This window comes from Enterococcus sp. LJL128 (assembly GCF_056924295.1).
Window position 1 is genome coordinate 340553 of the sequence record NZ_JBXPBP010000002.1, and the last position, 13801, is coordinate 354353.

16 protein-coding genes are annotated in these 13801 nt (G+C 38.6%); all 16 read left to right on the forward strand.

All coding sequences use genetic code 11. From position 1 onward, the window contains the following. The first annotated feature begins 41 nt into the window (after positions 1 to 41). Positions 42 to 1043: a Gfo/Idh/MocA family protein gene (locus AC1Z3K_RS04630; protein WP_426080880.1), complete on the forward strand. Its 1002-nt coding sequence runs from the start codon at positions 42 to 44 to the stop codon at positions 1041 to 1043. A 279-nt stretch (positions 1044 to 1322) separates the two neighbouring features. After that, the gene (locus tag AC1Z3K_RS04635) at positions 1323 to 2489 is read left to right on the forward strand and encodes a DEAD/DEAH box helicase (RefSeq protein WP_461731989.1); all 1167 of its coding nucleotides are present in this window, start codon (positions 1323 to 1325) and stop codon (positions 2487 to 2489) included. A gap of 47 nt (positions 2490 to 2536) precedes the next feature. Beyond that, positions 2537 to 5230, forward strand: coding sequence for a sigma-54-dependent transcriptional regulator (locus AC1Z3K_RS04640; protein WP_426080878.1), 2694 nt, complete (start codon positions 2537 to 2539; stop codon positions 5228 to 5230). A 162-nt stretch (positions 5231 to 5392) separates the two neighbouring features. Then, positions 5393 to 5710, forward strand: coding sequence for a PTS sugar transporter subunit IIB (locus tag AC1Z3K_RS04645; protein WP_426080876.1), 318 nt, complete (start codon positions 5393 to 5395; stop codon positions 5708 to 5710). A gap of 37 nt (positions 5711 to 5747) precedes the next feature. Beyond that, a complete protein-coding gene (locus AC1Z3K_RS04650) occupies positions 5748 to 6068 on the forward strand; it encodes a PTS lactose/cellobiose transporter subunit IIA (protein ID WP_426080875.1) in 321 nt (106 codons plus the stop codon). Positions 6069 to 6193: 125 nt separating this feature from the next. After that, positions 6194 to 7633 carry a PTS sugar transporter subunit IIC gene (locus tag AC1Z3K_RS04655; protein ID WP_426080874.1) on the forward strand — a complete coding sequence of 480 codons (1440 nt, stop codon included), beginning with the start codon at positions 6194 to 6196 and terminating at the stop codon, positions 7631 to 7633. 83 nt (positions 7634 to 7716) lie between these two features. Next, positions 7717 to 7935: a hypothetical protein gene (locus tag AC1Z3K_RS04660; RefSeq protein ID WP_426080873.1), complete on the forward strand. Its 219-nt coding sequence runs from the start codon at positions 7717 to 7719 to the stop codon at positions 7933 to 7935. A 22-nt stretch (positions 7936 to 7957) separates the two neighbouring features. Beyond that, positions 7958 to 8167 carry a hypothetical protein gene (locus AC1Z3K_RS04665; protein WP_426080872.1) on the forward strand — a complete coding sequence of 70 codons (210 nt, stop codon included), beginning with the start codon at positions 7958 to 7960 and terminating at the stop codon, positions 8165 to 8167. After that, entirely contained in the window at positions 8154 to 8567 is a 414-nt protein-coding gene (locus tag AC1Z3K_RS04670; RefSeq protein WP_426080871.1) for a DUF3284 domain-containing protein, read from the forward strand. Before AC1Z3K_RS04665 ends, AC1Z3K_RS04670 begins: the two co-directional genes overlap by 14 nt. A 224-nt stretch (positions 8568 to 8791) precedes the next feature. Beyond that, positions 8792 to 9109 carry a PTS sugar transporter subunit IIB gene (locus AC1Z3K_RS04675; protein WP_426080870.1) on the forward strand — a complete coding sequence of 106 codons (318 nt, stop codon included), beginning with the start codon at positions 8792 to 8794 and terminating at the stop codon, positions 9107 to 9109. Between the two features lie 37 nt (positions 9110 to 9146). Continuing rightward, positions 9147 to 9464: a PTS lactose/cellobiose transporter subunit IIA gene (locus AC1Z3K_RS04680; protein ID WP_461731990.1), complete on the forward strand. Its 318-nt coding sequence runs from the start codon at positions 9147 to 9149 to the stop codon at positions 9462 to 9464. 123 nt (positions 9465 to 9587) lie between these two features. Continuing rightward, entirely contained in the window at positions 9588 to 11012 is a 1425-nt protein-coding gene (locus AC1Z3K_RS04685; protein ID WP_426080868.1) for a PTS sugar transporter subunit IIC, read from the forward strand. Positions 11013 to 11093: 81 nt separating this feature from the next. Beyond that, complete coding sequence (locus tag AC1Z3K_RS04690) at positions 11094 to 11312, forward strand: hypothetical protein (protein ID WP_426080867.1); 219 nt, start codon at positions 11094 to 11096, stop codon at positions 11310 to 11312. A gap of 23 nt (positions 11313 to 11335) precedes the next feature. Next, positions 11336 to 11509, forward strand: a complete 174-nt coding sequence (locus AC1Z3K_RS04695; protein WP_461731991.1) for a hypothetical protein — start codon at positions 11336 to 11338, stop codon at positions 11507 to 11509. A gap of 15 nt (positions 11510 to 11524) precedes the next feature. Continuing rightward, positions 11525 to 11947 (forward strand): DUF3284 domain-containing protein, encoded by a 423-nt coding sequence (locus AC1Z3K_RS04700; protein WP_461731992.1) that lies wholly within the window; start codon positions 11525 to 11527, stop codon positions 11945 to 11947. A gap of 626 nt (positions 11948 to 12573) precedes the next feature. Beyond that, complete coding sequence (locus AC1Z3K_RS04705; protein ID WP_461731993.1) at positions 12574 to 13764, forward strand: GNAT family N-acetyltransferase; 1191 nt, start codon at positions 12574 to 12576, stop codon at positions 13762 to 13764. Positions 13765 to 13801 lie beyond the last annotated feature (37 nt).

The window sequence follows — 13801 nt, forward strand, 5'->3', positions numbered from 1 at the left end:
GAAGTATTTAAACAGCGAGAATAAAGAAAGGTGAGGAGAATATGATTCATTTAGGTGTTATCGGAACAAACTGGATTAGTGAACAATTTGTGCAGGCGGCATTGGAGACTGGAAAATATGATTTAACGGCGGTTTATTCCAGACGTTTGGAAACGGCACAAAAGTTTGGTGAGAAGTATGGTGATGTAGAATATGCCATAGATTTAGCTGCCTTTTTTGGCATTGAACACATGAGTACTGTATACATCGCATCCCCTAATTCTTTGCACTTTGAACAAGCAAAACAAGCAATTTTAGCTGGAAAGAATGTCATTGTGGAAAAACCGGCATTCACTACTCCTGCTGAAATGGAGGAAATTATTCATCTAGCCAACAAGCAAAAGGTGTTTTTCTTTGAAGCAGCAAGAAATATTCATGAGAAAAGCTTCAAAAAAATTGGCGAACTTCTACCTCTAAAAAATGAAATTATTGGTGCCAGCTTTACTTATATGAAATATTCCTCCCGCTATGACCAGGTATTGGATGGTGAAGAACCGAATATCTTTTCTCCTCATTTTTCGGGTGGAGCTTTAATGGATTTAGGTGTCTATCTGATTTATGCAGCTGTGGCGTGGTTTGGTATGCCTCAGGAAAGTCATTATTTTGCACGGAAAGTCGCAACTGGTGTAGATGGACTAGGCACAGCGATTTTAAGATATGACCGTTTTGATGTAACGATACAAGCAGGGAAAATTGGTGACTCCTTCCAAGGATCAGAAATCTACTTTGACAATGGTACGTTGTTGCTGGATGGAATCAATGCAATTTCCAAGGCTGAATTTCATGATAGAAATCAGAAAGAGCGGGAAGTTATTGCGCTGACAACAGAAGAAAATCCAATGGTAGAGGAAGCCTCTGATTTTGCTCATGTTATTGAGAATCCTGCTGATAAAAACTGGGGTGTTCAATACGAAGAATGGGTCGAGCTTTCCAGAAATGTCAATCAGGTTTTAACTGATTTAAGAAGTAGTGCAGGTATTGTATTTGATGCCGATAAAAAGTAAAATGGAAGATAGGAAGTAAAAGAACAGAAATTAACAATAGATAAGACTAATAGCAGTTTTGATTGCGACAACCTGGTTCCGAGGTACACAGTTTTAACAGTGATACGTAGAAATGAAACTGCGTTGACCGAGTGGAAATAAGTGATTGGAATCTGTGGTATTGAGGGAGTTGAATTTTTTGATTCGCTCCCTTGATATATGCACGCAGCTTGACTTCTATCTGACTGTTTATAAAGCAGCCATTGAAATTATTAAGGTCTTATTCTTGAAAGGGAAAATATGAATTTCGTAAAACAGTTACCAGAGGTTTGGCAAGAAAAATGGCAGGCTTCTGGTTTTGATGAACCTTCTGCTATTCAGAGTAAAAGCTTTAATCCTTTATCAGAAGGAAAAAACGTCCGGGGAATCTCTCCAACCGGAACAGGTAAAACATTAGCGTACCTGCTGCCGTTGTTATTGCAAATCAACAAGGGTGAAGGCAGTCAGCTGCTGATTCTGGCTCCTTCGCAGGAACTGGCTATGCAGATTGGTCAGGTTGCTCAGGAATGGGCTCAGCCCCTGCAGCTGAAAGTTCAGCGGCTGATAGGCGGAGCAAACGTGAACCGTCAAATCGAAAAGCTTAAAAAGAAGCCTGAAGTACTGGTTGGTACGCCAGGACGAATTATGGAGCTGATTCGTGCTAAAAAGATTAAGAGTCATCAGCTAAAAATGATTGTTATGGATGAAGCTGATTTGCTTTTACAAAAAAGCGAGCTGGATTTAACGAGACAAATTCTTCAAAGTGCGCCCGTTGATTATCAGCTGGCATTTTATTCAGCAACAGCTGATAAAATTGCTGAGGAGGTTAACGAGCTGGCGGCAGAGGTTCTGACAATCGATGTGATGGAAGAAGACCAATCGGCTGGAAAAGTTCAACATTACTACATAGAAGTACCTTTTAGAAAGAGAAAAGAGTTCTTACAAAAGATGCTTCATATACCAAACTTTTACGGTATGGTGTTTTTTAATCAGCTAACAGATTTAGGCGCAATAGAAGAAAAGCTTACCTATGAGGCTTTACCTGTAGCTGGCTTAGCTTCTGATCAGAACAAGCAGCTGCGCAAGCTGGCAGTTGGGCAGTTTGCACAGAAAAAGATACAGATGCTGTTAACGACAGACGTGGGTGCCCGCGGCTTGGATTTTCCTGCTGTGGACTACGTTGTCAATGTAGATGTCCCGCTGGATGCTGTAAGCTATGCTCATCGAGCCGGCCGCTCTGGTCGAATGGGAGCAACAGGTACAGTGATAACATTTGTTAATGAACGAACGAAACGGGATTACCAGCGCTTGTTGAAACAGATAGGTATTTCTGCAGCTGAATTGTTCATTTATGATGCTCAATTCCAGACTGAAAAAAAGGAGCAGGTAAAAGAGCAGAAACGTGTGAAAAAAAGCAAAAAGAAATAATTGTTTGATTGTTGTATATGGATTCATCAAGCATAAGGAGGCTAAGTATGAAATCCAGAAAAGAAGAAATACTAGCTCTGTTGGAAGAGAAAAAAATTGGTATGACTGCTGCCGACATCGCTGAGTCTTTAGAGATTGACCGAAGCAATGCTAGCAGATACCTGAGTGAGCTTTCCAAAGAAAAGAAAATCTTAAAAAAAGAAGGACGGCCAGTTGTCTATTCTTCTGTTTTTGAGGAAGAAAAAATTCATGTGGATAATTCCAGTGAGGTAACCTTTGAAAATCTGGTTGGTGCCAATGATTCACTAAAGGTTAGTATTCAACAGGCAAAAGCAGCTATTTTGTATCCGCCGCGCGGTCTTCATACAATCATTTTTGGAGAGACCGGAACAGGGAAATCTTTGTTTGCAGAGTGTATGTATCATTTTGCGGTGGAATCGCAGACTTTACCTGAAAATGCACCGTTTATTTCCTTTAATTGTGCAGACTATGCCCAGAATCCACAGCTCTTGTTTGGTCATATTTTTGGCGTGAAAAAGGGTGCTTATACAGGGGCGGAAAATGATAGTACTGGACTGATTTCAGAAGCTGACGGCGGGGTTCTATTCCTCGATGAAATTCATCGTTTACCGCCAGAAGGGCAGGAAATGCTGTTTACCTTTATTGATAAAGGCATTTATCGTCCTTTAGGCGAAAGCGGAAAAACCTATGATGCATCTGTGCAGATTATCGGAGCAACAACGGAATCTTCAGAAACATTTCTAACGACATTTAATCGACGAATACCTATGGCGATTACCCTGCCCAATTTGGAGGCACGTTCTCTGGATGAGCGTTATGATATCATTGGACTGTTTATCAAGCAGGAGGCAAACCGCTTAAATCAACGGATAAACATTGAAAGAGAAGCTGTTTTAGCGTTCATGCTATATGATGCTGAAGGAAATATTGGACAGGTTAAGCGAGACTTAAAACTGGTTTGTGCAAAGTCCTTCCTGCATTATCGGACACACAATACATCCAGTCTGATGATTCGGAAAAAGGACTTACCTCTTCAGGTACAAAAAGGACTATTGAAAATCAAGGAAGTTTCTGACCGTTTGGACCGGTTTGTGGATGCAAAAAACAATTATCTAACCTTTGAGCCGGGATCGAATGAGGTTGTCTGGTCTAGAGATCCAGCACGTGATATGCAGGTTTATAATGAAATTGAAGAAAAAGTTTCCACGTTGTCTACAAACGAACTGGAGAATATCGATCTTGAAGAACTAATTGCTAAAGATATGGATGCTTATTTCCAGACTTATGTGGAAGAGCTAACGCAAAGCTCCGTTCATAAAGAGCTGCTGCCGGAGAGCATCTGGAAGCTGACTAACAGACTCTATGATATAGCTGAAAAGCGCTTGGCACGAACCTATAATGAAAATGCCCGCTTTGCTTTTGCACTGCATTTACAGAGTACTATTGACCGAGTGCGTGAAGGACATATGATTGTCCACCCAAATTTGAATAATATAAGAAAACAAATGAAGGAAGAATTTCAGGTAGCCATTGACCTCTCGGCGATAATTGAAGAGGAAAACGATATTGAGATTCCTTTTGATGAAATTGGTTTTATCAGTATGTTTCTTTCAATTGATGTAGGCAACAAGGAAATGGTTGAGATTAACAATGTCGGTGTTGTCATACTGATGCATGGGAACTCTACTGCGTCCAGCATGCTGGAGACCGCACAAGAGCTTTTAGGTATTTCAACCGGAACAGCGATGAATATGCCTTTAACGATGGAAGTTCAGGCGATGTACGAGCATTTACGAGCTTATGTTGTGGAAAATCAGGAAACGTTAAGTAACGGCATGCTCCTTCTGACAGATATGGGCTCTCTGAATTCTTTTGGAAACCTGATTTTTGAAGAAACAGGCATTCGGACAAAAGCAATTTCCATGACAAGTACCATGATTGTTTTAGAAGCAATTCGAATGGCGAGTGTGGGAAGAAGTTTAGAAGATATTTATCAAAATATTCAAATGTCCTTTGAAGGAATCATTCGGGAACAGTTCCGCAGCAGTATGAAGAATCCAAATCAAGTCAAAAAAGCAGTAGTTGTAACCTGTTTTACTGGTGAAGGCGTAGCTGCCCGGCTATATCAAAGGATTTTACCTGTAATTGATGAGGACAAGGTAGAAATCATTCAAATGCAGTTTTTAGAGAGAGAAGCCTTTAAAAAGCATATTGATAGCTTAATGGAAGAATATGAAATAAAAGCAATTGCCGGCACGGTTGATGTTGAGTACCAAAATATTCCTTTCTTCTCGGCCTATGATATATTTGACGATGAAAAGCTGAATGTATTAAAACGGATTGCAGGCGATGAAGTGCCGACTGAAAAAATCGTTCGTTCTTTAACTGATACAATTACTACTGTGGATTCTTTGCAGAAGTTAATTGTAATGCTTCAAAAGACGGTTCATAAAATACAGACGGATATGCACATTATTGTAGAGCCAGGTGTTGATGCTGGTATTGTTATCCATCTAGCATTCTTGGTTGATTCAATCTTGAAGGGCGAGGAAACGAAAGCATTCACAGGACTTACAGATTTTGTGAAGAAAAACCGTTTGGAAACAGACGTTGTCAGAACGAACATGATGGTGATTGAAAAAGCTTATCGGCTCTCCATCCCTGAAACAGAGATTGCTCATCTGACCAAAATGTTTTTGGAAAACAAAATTAGAAAATAAAAGATTACACACAAAGAGTCACTGTGTACGATTCTAACAGAGTGTGCGTGTGAAAGTGTTATAGACCAAAGCCTTTGTTAGCAAGGATTTTGGTCTATACAATTTTGGCACGCTTCTTGCTTATATAACAGTGTAACCAAATATATTAGGGAGTGAAGAAAAATGGCTAAAAAAACAATTATGCTAGTATGTTCTGCTGGAATGAGTACGAGTTTATTAGTAACAAAAATGCAAAAAGCAGCTGAAGCAAGAGGAATGGACGCTGATATCTTTGCGGTATCTGCATCAGATGCAGACAATAACTTGGAAGCAAAAGATGTAAATGTTCTACTTTTAGGCCCGCAAGTTCGTTTCATGAAAGCACAATTCGAACAAAAACTTGCACCTAAAGGAATTCCATTTGACGTTATCAACATGGCTGACTATGGCATGATGAATGGTGAAAAAGTACTGGATCAAGCAATCGCTTTGATGGGTTAATCTCTCAAAGATATCAGGAATTGAAGGAGAAATGAAAATGGAAGAACAACAAAACTTAGAAGCCATCATGGGCTTAATCATGTTTGGCGGAAATGCAAAAAGCGATGCAATGGAAGCTATTGCAGCAGCGAAAGAAGGAAACTTTGAAGTAGCAGATCAAAAAATTGCTGACGCAGAAGCTTCGTTAGTTGAAGCACACCATTCACAAACTGGTTTGTTAACACAGGAAGCACAAGGCAACAACATGACAGTAACATTGCTAACTGTACACAGTCAGGACCATTTGATGACATCAATCGCTTTCACTGATTTGGCGAAAGAAATCATTGACGTATACCGTCGCATGGATGCAAAATAAATCTTATTCTTTTTGAACGGAGAATTTGAGGTAATTATCTTAAAACTTTTTGAACGGAGTTTTATTAATTGGGGTTTAAAGAGCGTTTGCTCTTTAGATAAATATTTTTATAGGAGGATACAAAAATGAACGCTTTAACAGCATGGTTGGAAAAGTACATTCTTCCTGTTGCCGGGAAGATTGGTGCTCAGAAACACCTAGTTGCACTTCGTGACGCTTTCATCGGTACGATGCCAGCAACGATGGCCGGTTCTGTTGCGCTAATGATCAACGCAATTATTCGTGATATGCCAAGGCAATTCTTTCCACCAACGTACAATGCTGACATGACTCAGGTATTATCTGGGTATGACGGTACAATGATTCCAGTAATCAAGGATATCATTGGAATTAATGGTTTTGTTTACAACGGGACCATATTGATTGCAGCTATAATATTCTCATTCTCATGGGGATACTATATTGCAAGAGCATACAATGTAAACGACTTAGCAGGGGGAATTGTTTCATTGATTTCTTTTGCAGCTGGATTCTCAGATTCATTCTCAGGAAGTTGGGCTATGGAATTGCCTAGTTCAGCAGTAGACGCTATTAATACTGCAAATGCAGGGCTGGTAGCAACCGCTGATGGAATTACTGGTTCAGCATATGGCTGGTTAAATATCTCCCATCTCAAAGGTGAAAGTTATTTTACAGCAATGATTATCGGGTTTGTAGCAACGATGATTTTCTGTCAGTTAATGAAGAGAAATATCACTATTAAGCTGCCGGATTCAGTTCCGCCAGCAGTATCAAAAGCTTTTGCGGCAATTATTCCTGCAACCGCAGCACTTTATGTGTGTTCAGCATTTTATTATTTCTTCAGAATGTTTACAGATCAATTGTTTACTGATTGGATTAGTGAAGCTATCGCGAAACCGTTGCTTGGTTTCTCTCAAGGATACTTCGCAGTATTCATTGTTACACTATTCGTTCAAGTCTTCTGGTTCTTCGGAATTCATGGACCTAACGTATTAGCACCAATTCTTGAAGGGGTATTCGGGGTTGCTCAATTAGAAAACCTTAGCTTATTCCAGGATGGTGGTATTGAATTAGTTAAATCTGAAGGATACAAATGGGTTCGTGGCTCATGGGATGCTTTCGGATGGTATGGTGGTTCAGGTGGAACGATTATACTAATTCTTGCAATTATTCTATTCTCTAAACGGGCAGATTACCGTGCCGTTGGTACGTTGTCATTAGGCCCTGGTTTATTCAACATTAATGAGCCTATTATGTTTGGTTTACCAATTGTATTGAATGCAATTATGTTTATTCCATTCTTATTAGCGCCTGTAGTATCAGTTTCTATCGGTTACTTTGCAACAATGGCAGACTTGGTAAATCCGGTCAGTCAACAGGTAACATGGGTAATGCCGCCGGTTCTGCTGGCATTTATGGCAACTGGATTTGACTGGAGAGCAATCATCGTGTCACTAGTATGTATGCTGTCATCCTTCATTATCTGGGTACCATTCGTTATTGCAGCGAATAAAGTAGATCCTGCATTAGGCGAGAAGGAATAAGTATTAATTATTTTTGCTGGATGATCTGCTTTATTGGATCATCCGGCATTCTTACATATAATAAACGAAAGGGGTAATTAACAATGATCGGAATTAGTTCAGCAATGCAGCAAGATGCAATTAAAGAGTTATTAAACACTTATGATGGAGGCGACTTCACTTATACTTTTAAAGAAAAACAAGGAATCAAGCTTGTTTTTGAAGTAACCGGCGATGCTGCCGCTGCCGCTGTGAAAGCGAAGGAAATGATTAAAGCACAGCCGTGGGGCAATGTGTTGTATTTCCAAGCCACAGCAGTATAATTTTTAGACGGGACTGGTAATAATGACAAAAAACGGCTTATTTGTAATCAGTATAGGATTGCTTATGTTTGTATATAGTGCAAATGCGCAGACGGGCGAATACAATATTGTAAATATTTTTTCTTCATTAGTTGTCATGGGAATCGGATTGTTTTTCTTCTTAAAGGGAAGAAAGCGCGATAAGCAGAATAAAGATAAGGATAATGAGGTGAAGAAGAATGGAAATCGTTAAAAAGATGAATGTGCCAGCTTCCTATTTTTATGGAAAAGTTGTTGAATCAGTATTATATGATGTGAATCGAAGTACTGGTAAACGATTAAAACCTATGCAGTTAAATAATTTTGAATATGTCAAAGAATTTTCTAAGAACAGCCGGGCGAAGATTAAGATTGAGAAGCTGGTGGAAAATGAAGAATATGCTTATAAAACCTCTACAGTGAAAAATCAGTATCATGCACAATATAAAATTAAAGCTGTGGACAATAATTCCTGTGAAGTTCATTATACAGAGAAAATGGAATCATTTGGGACGATGCAGAAATTAAATGATGCAGCGATTGGTTTTATATTAGGCTTTTTTAAAAAGAGACAATTCAAAAAAATGCTTGATCAGATAGAAAGTTCATATTAATGTGAGCTACTTCGAAAAAGAACAATGAGTGTAAAAAAATCAAATTACTAAAGGCTAGTATGTAATTTTACATACTAGTCTTTAGTGTGTATGAAACAATTCCTAGTGTGCACACTAAACAAATAAATTATAACCTTATATTAAAGGATATAAGGTTATTTTTTTTGGCATGTTTCTTGCTTATTACTTATGTGTAACTAAATTACTTTAAGGAGTGTAAAAAAATGGCGAAGAAAACAATTATGTTAGTATGTTCTGCAGGAATGAGTACAAGTTTATTAGTAACAAAAATGCAAAAAGCAGCTGAAGCAAGAGGAATGGATGCTGATATCTTTGCAGTATCTGCATCAGATGCAGACAATAACTTGGAAGCAAAAGATGTAAATGTTCTACTTTTAGGCCCGCAAGTTCGTTTCATGAAAGCACAGTTCGAACAAAAGCTAGCACCAATGGGTATTCCGCTGGATGTTATCAACATGGCTGACTATGGCATGATGAACGGTGAAAAAGTTCTGGATCAAGCTGTTGCGTTAATGGGCTAATCGAATAAAAATAAATATGATCGAAGGAGAAATTGGAATGGAAGAAAAAAATTTAGAAGCTATTATGGGTTTAATTATGTTTGGCGGAAATGCGAAAAGTGATGCAATGGAAGCTATTGCAGCAGCGAAAGAAGGAAACTTTGAAGTAGCAGATCAAAAAATTGCTGACGCAGAAGCTTCTTTAGTTGAAGCACACCACTCACAAACTGGTTTATTAACACAGGAAGCACAGGGCAATAACATGACAGTAACATTGTTGACTGTACACAGTCAGGACCATTTGATGACATCAATCGCTTTCACTGATTTGGCGAAAGAAATCATTGACGTTTACCGTCGCATGGATACAAAATAATTCCTATTCTTTTTGAACGGAGAAGTGGAAAATGATTTGGAAACTTTTTGAACGGAGTTTTTGATGAGTTGATTTAAAGAGTGCTGCTCTTTAGATAAATAGTATTTATAGGAGGATATAGAAATGAATGGATTAGTAAACTGGATGGAGAAGTACATCCTGCCTGTTGCTGCTAAAATTGGTGCAGAAAAGCATCTAGTAGCATTGCGTGATGCATTTATTGGCATGATGCCGGCAACAATGGCTGGGGCAGTTGCCGTACTTTTAAACGCATTCATGCGCGACTTCCCAAGAGATTATTTTCAGCCGGAAGTCTATAAAGATGCAGGATTGGTTAACCCGATTACCGAATTCTTTCAGCCGGTAATTGATGTTAACGGGTTGATTTGGAATGCAACATTAGCAATTATGGCCGTAGTCTTTTGTATTTCTTTTGGCTACAACCTGGCGAAAGCCTATGAGGTAGATACATTATCAGGCTCAATTGTCGCTTTGGTTGCGTTCTTCATGGGCTTGCCTGACACAGCAACAACAACATTAACTTTAGACGGTACACTTCCTAAAGATGTTGCCAGCATGATTACAGATGCAGGTGGTACTGTTACAACTGCAGATGGTGCATCAAGTATTGGAGCTAGTGCTTGGGGCTATTTCCCATTTAGTCCACATATGGGTGGATCTGGTTTGTTTACAGCAATGATTTTTGGTTTTATATCAGTTATTATTTTCGCTATTTTAATGAGAAAAAATATTGTTATTAAAATGCCGGATTCAGTTCCACCAGCAGTATCAAAAGCTTTTGCCGCAATTATTCCTGGTGTAGTAGCACTTTATGTGTGTGGTATCATTTATAAAGTATTCAAACAAGTAACTGGCATGCCGGTTATTGACTGGATTTCTGATACAATTCAAGCACCGTTATTGGGCTTATCACAGGGTTACTTCGCAGTATTTATCATTGTACTACTTGTACATGTTTTGTGGTTCTTTGGTCTTCACGGGACAAACATCATGGGGCCTGTACTGCAGTCCATCTATGGAGTGGCAATGGTAGAAAATACAAATGCTTATCAAAATGCTGAACCAATCCCTTATAAATGGGTTGCTGGTTCATTCGAAGCGTTTGTATGGCCAGGCGGAGCAGGTGTAACACTTGTTCTATTGATTACTATCCTTATGTTCTCAAAACGTGCGGATTACAAAACAGTTGGTCGATTAGGAATTGGACCTGGTTTATTCAATATTAATGAGCCTGTAATGTTCGGTCTGCCAGTAGTATTGAATCCAGTTCTCGTTGTGCCATTTATCGTAGCACCATTAGTAACGGCAACAATTGCTTTCTTTGCAACAGAAGCAGGGTTAGTTAAACCAGTTGTTGTAAATGTTATCTGGGTAATGCCGACTATTCTTAGCGGATTCCTGGCAACAGCTGGAGACTGGCGTGCAATTGTACTGTCACTTGTCAATTTAGCGGTTGCATTTGTCATCTGGGCACCATTTGTGATTGCAGCAAACAAGGTAGACCCTTCATTAGGGGAACCTGAATAAGTATCAAACAAAATTGTTACTGGATGATTCAGACAACTGTATCATCCAGTAATCTTACATAAAATGAAAGGGGAAAATACGATGATTGGAATCAGTTCAGCAATGCAGCAGGATGCAATTAAAGAGTTATTAAACACCTATGATGGAGGAGACTTCACATATAGCTTTAAAGAAAAACAAGGAATTAAACTAATTTTTGAAGTAACAGGGGATGCCGCAGCAGCAGCTACAAAAGCGAAAGAAATGATTAAGGCACAACCTTGGGGCAACGTACTTTATTTCCAAGCAGCAGCAGTATAATTTAGTAGATGGGACTGGTAAATATGACAAAGAACGGCTTATTCATAATCAGTATAGGATTGCTTATGTTTGTATATAGTGCAAATGCGCAGACTGGTTCATATAATTTTGCCAACATTATTACATCGCTGGTTGTTATGGCAACAGGTCTGTTTTTCTTTGTAACTGGAAGAAAGCGGGAAAAGCAGAATAAATAAGTTAAAGATACTGAGGTGAAAAGGCAGGAAATTGTCAAAAAGATGAATGTACCAGCAACCTATATCTATGAAAAAATTCTTGAATCAGTAATTTTTGATGTGCGTCATAATACAGGAGAGACACTGAATCGATTACAGCTGAGAAATTTCGAGTATATTAAAGAATATTCAAAAAACAGTAGAGCTAAAATAAAGATTGAAAAACTGGTTGATAATGAGTGTTATGCGTATAAGACATCAACTGCAAGAAATGATTTTTTTGCACAATATGAAATTAGACCAGTGGATGAGTACTCCTGTGAGCTTCATTATACCGAGAAAATGAACTCTTTTGGTACCCTACAAAAAATTAATGATACATTTGTTGGCATCCTAATGGGCTTTTTCAAAAAGAAACAATTTAAAAATATGCTTCAGCAAATAGAAAATTCTTATTAAATGTATCCTAAGTAGAGGTTGTGACAGAAGTGTTCAGCTTCAAGCAATAAGGCGGAAATTCCGAAAATTGTTCTACAAATTTTTGCGAATTTCCGCCTTATTGTCGAAGAAGTTACTTCTGAAACACCGTTTATCCGGGTTTAAGGGACTGAGGCATACTAATGTCACAGTCCCTTTTTTATCTTTTTTTAGTCTTTTTAACTTCTAAAGTGTGGTCATAGGTTTCGGTGATTCAATCCCTTTAGTGGAATAGAAAAGGAGTCAGAGACCGAATAAAGAAAATCAAAATTTAGTTTATTGATGGAATCTGTAGTATTAGCAGGACAAAAAAGTAGATATTCACTCAGAAAACAGTCAACACTTTTTCTGGAACGGATTGCCTGTTATACTGTCTGTATATCGATTCGATAAGAGTGAATACACGCTGTTGCCTTTACCAGATTGCAGAGAAACATGTTCTTGTTGGTCAGCCCACTCGTATTGAGGAAAGAGTTTGATTTTTTTAGCAATCCATTTTATTTTTGCTTTGTGTATAGGAGTTTAAGCGATATCAGCAATGAGTAGAAAGGCAATAGCGCAGTAGATTTATTTAATGATACATCTATAGCTGGAAGGAGCCGGATATAATGGGCGAAGTACGTAAAATCAAAAAGGATGAAATTCCTGCAATGCTCGAATTAGGAGCGTATGCGTTTAATGTTGAAATCTCTGAGCGTTGGAGAAAACGTTTTGACTGGATTGTGAAGCATTCAGATGGGTATGGCTATTTTGAAGGGGAGACGTTGACTAGTCAGCTATTGGCTACACCTTTTAAAGTAAATTTTCATGGAATCGAATTCAAAATGGCTGGAATTGGTTGTGTATCTTCATATCCTGAGTATAGAGGACAGGGAAGCATCACAGCGCTGATAAAAACGATGCTTGCAGAATCAGCGAGGAATAAGGTAGCGTTGTCCTATTTAGCGCCGTTTTCATATCCTTTTTATCGTCGCTATGGCTATGAACAAATCTTTGAACAGATTGAATATAAAGTTAATCCGCAAGACTGGCCGATTAGTAAGGCATCAAAAGGACGTATCCATCGTGTTACTTGGAAAGAAGCAAAGGCAGTGATTCAAAAAATATACATACAAAAAAAAGATAATCAACGTGGAGGCGTGATAAGATCAGACTGGTGGCTGGAGTATAAGTTTGACTTAGGAAATGAATACTTATTTGCCTTATACGAAAATGACTTAGGAGAAATAGACGGCTACCTGGTATATCAGGTGAGCGGAGAGCGCTTTACTATATACGAGTGGTCTTGCCTAACTGGTGAAGGCTATAGTATGTTGAGCCGTTTTATTGGCTCGCATAATGGAGCCACTCAGGAATTCTTTTATAAAAAAGGATTCTCTGGAGAGGATAACAGCTTTTTAATGCCGGCTCCTTTGCTTCAAATGCAGCTGACACCTTATATGATGGGAAGAATAGTGGATATTGAAACCTTCATTACCGATTACCCTTTTCAATACGCAGATGAAGAGTATACATTTTATTTGACTATTAAAGATGAGTATGCGAATTGGAATGAGGGAACTTGGAAACTAATTTTAAAGAACGGAAGGACATTTTTTGAAAAGGTAGCTAATTCAAAAGAAATAGATAAAGAGAAAATGATGAGTGCTGGGATTCAAGAATGGACACAGCTGTTTATGGGCTATCGCTCAGGTGAAGCATTAAGCTTTTATGGAAAGCTCATTGGTGAGTTAGAAGAAATTCGCCAGTTAGATCAGCTGCTGCCGAAAGGTAAACCGATTCTAGAAGATTATTTTTGATTATTATTTGGAAAAAACACCAGCGGAAAAGCTTTCC

Excerpts from the sequence above, each read along its gene's own strand:
- AC1Z3K_RS04630 (WP_426080880.1), top strand. The coding sequence starts at position 42 with ATGATTCATTTAGGTGTTATCGGAACAAACTGGATTAGTGAACAATTT.
- AC1Z3K_RS04635 (WP_461731989.1), top strand. The coding sequence starts at position 1,323 with ATGAATTTCGTAAAACAGTTACCAGAGGTTTGGCAAGAAAAATGGCAG.
- AC1Z3K_RS04640 (WP_426080878.1), top strand. The coding sequence starts at position 2,537 with ATGAAATCCAGAAAAGAAGAAATACTAGCTCTGTTGGAAGAGAAAAAA.
- AC1Z3K_RS04645 (WP_426080876.1), top strand. The coding sequence starts at position 5,393 with ATGGCTAAAAAAACAATTATGCTAGTATGTTCTGCTGGAATGAGTACG.
- AC1Z3K_RS04650 (WP_426080875.1), top strand. The coding sequence starts at position 5,748 with ATGGAAGAACAACAAAACTTAGAAGCCATCATGGGCTTAATCATGTTT.
- AC1Z3K_RS04655 (WP_426080874.1), top strand. The coding sequence starts at position 6,194 with ATGAACGCTTTAACAGCATGGTTGGAAAAGTACATTCTTCCTGTTGCC.
- AC1Z3K_RS04660 (WP_426080873.1), top strand. The coding sequence starts at position 7,717 with ATGATCGGAATTAGTTCAGCAATGCAGCAAGATGCAATTAAAGAGTTA.
- AC1Z3K_RS04665 (WP_426080872.1), top strand. The coding sequence starts at position 7,958 with ATGACAAAAAACGGCTTATTTGTAATCAGTATAGGATTGCTTATGTTT.
- AC1Z3K_RS04670 (WP_426080871.1), top strand. The coding sequence starts at position 8,154 with ATGGAAATCGTTAAAAAGATGAATGTGCCAGCTTCCTATTTTTATGGA.
- AC1Z3K_RS04675 (WP_426080870.1), top strand. The coding sequence starts at position 8,792 with ATGGCGAAGAAAACAATTATGTTAGTATGTTCTGCAGGAATGAGTACA.
- AC1Z3K_RS04680 (WP_461731990.1), top strand. The coding sequence starts at position 9,147 with ATGGAAGAAAAAAATTTAGAAGCTATTATGGGTTTAATTATGTTTGGC.
- AC1Z3K_RS04685 (WP_426080868.1), top strand. The coding sequence starts at position 9,588 with ATGAATGGATTAGTAAACTGGATGGAGAAGTACATCCTGCCTGTTGCT.
- AC1Z3K_RS04690 (WP_426080867.1), top strand. The coding sequence starts at position 11,094 with ATGATTGGAATCAGTTCAGCAATGCAGCAGGATGCAATTAAAGAGTTA.
- AC1Z3K_RS04695 (WP_461731991.1), top strand. The coding sequence starts at position 11,336 with ATGACAAAGAACGGCTTATTCATAATCAGTATAGGATTGCTTATGTTT.
- AC1Z3K_RS04705 (WP_461731993.1), top strand. The coding sequence starts at position 12,574 with ATGGGCGAAGTACGTAAAATCAAAAAGGATGAAATTCCTGCAATGCTC.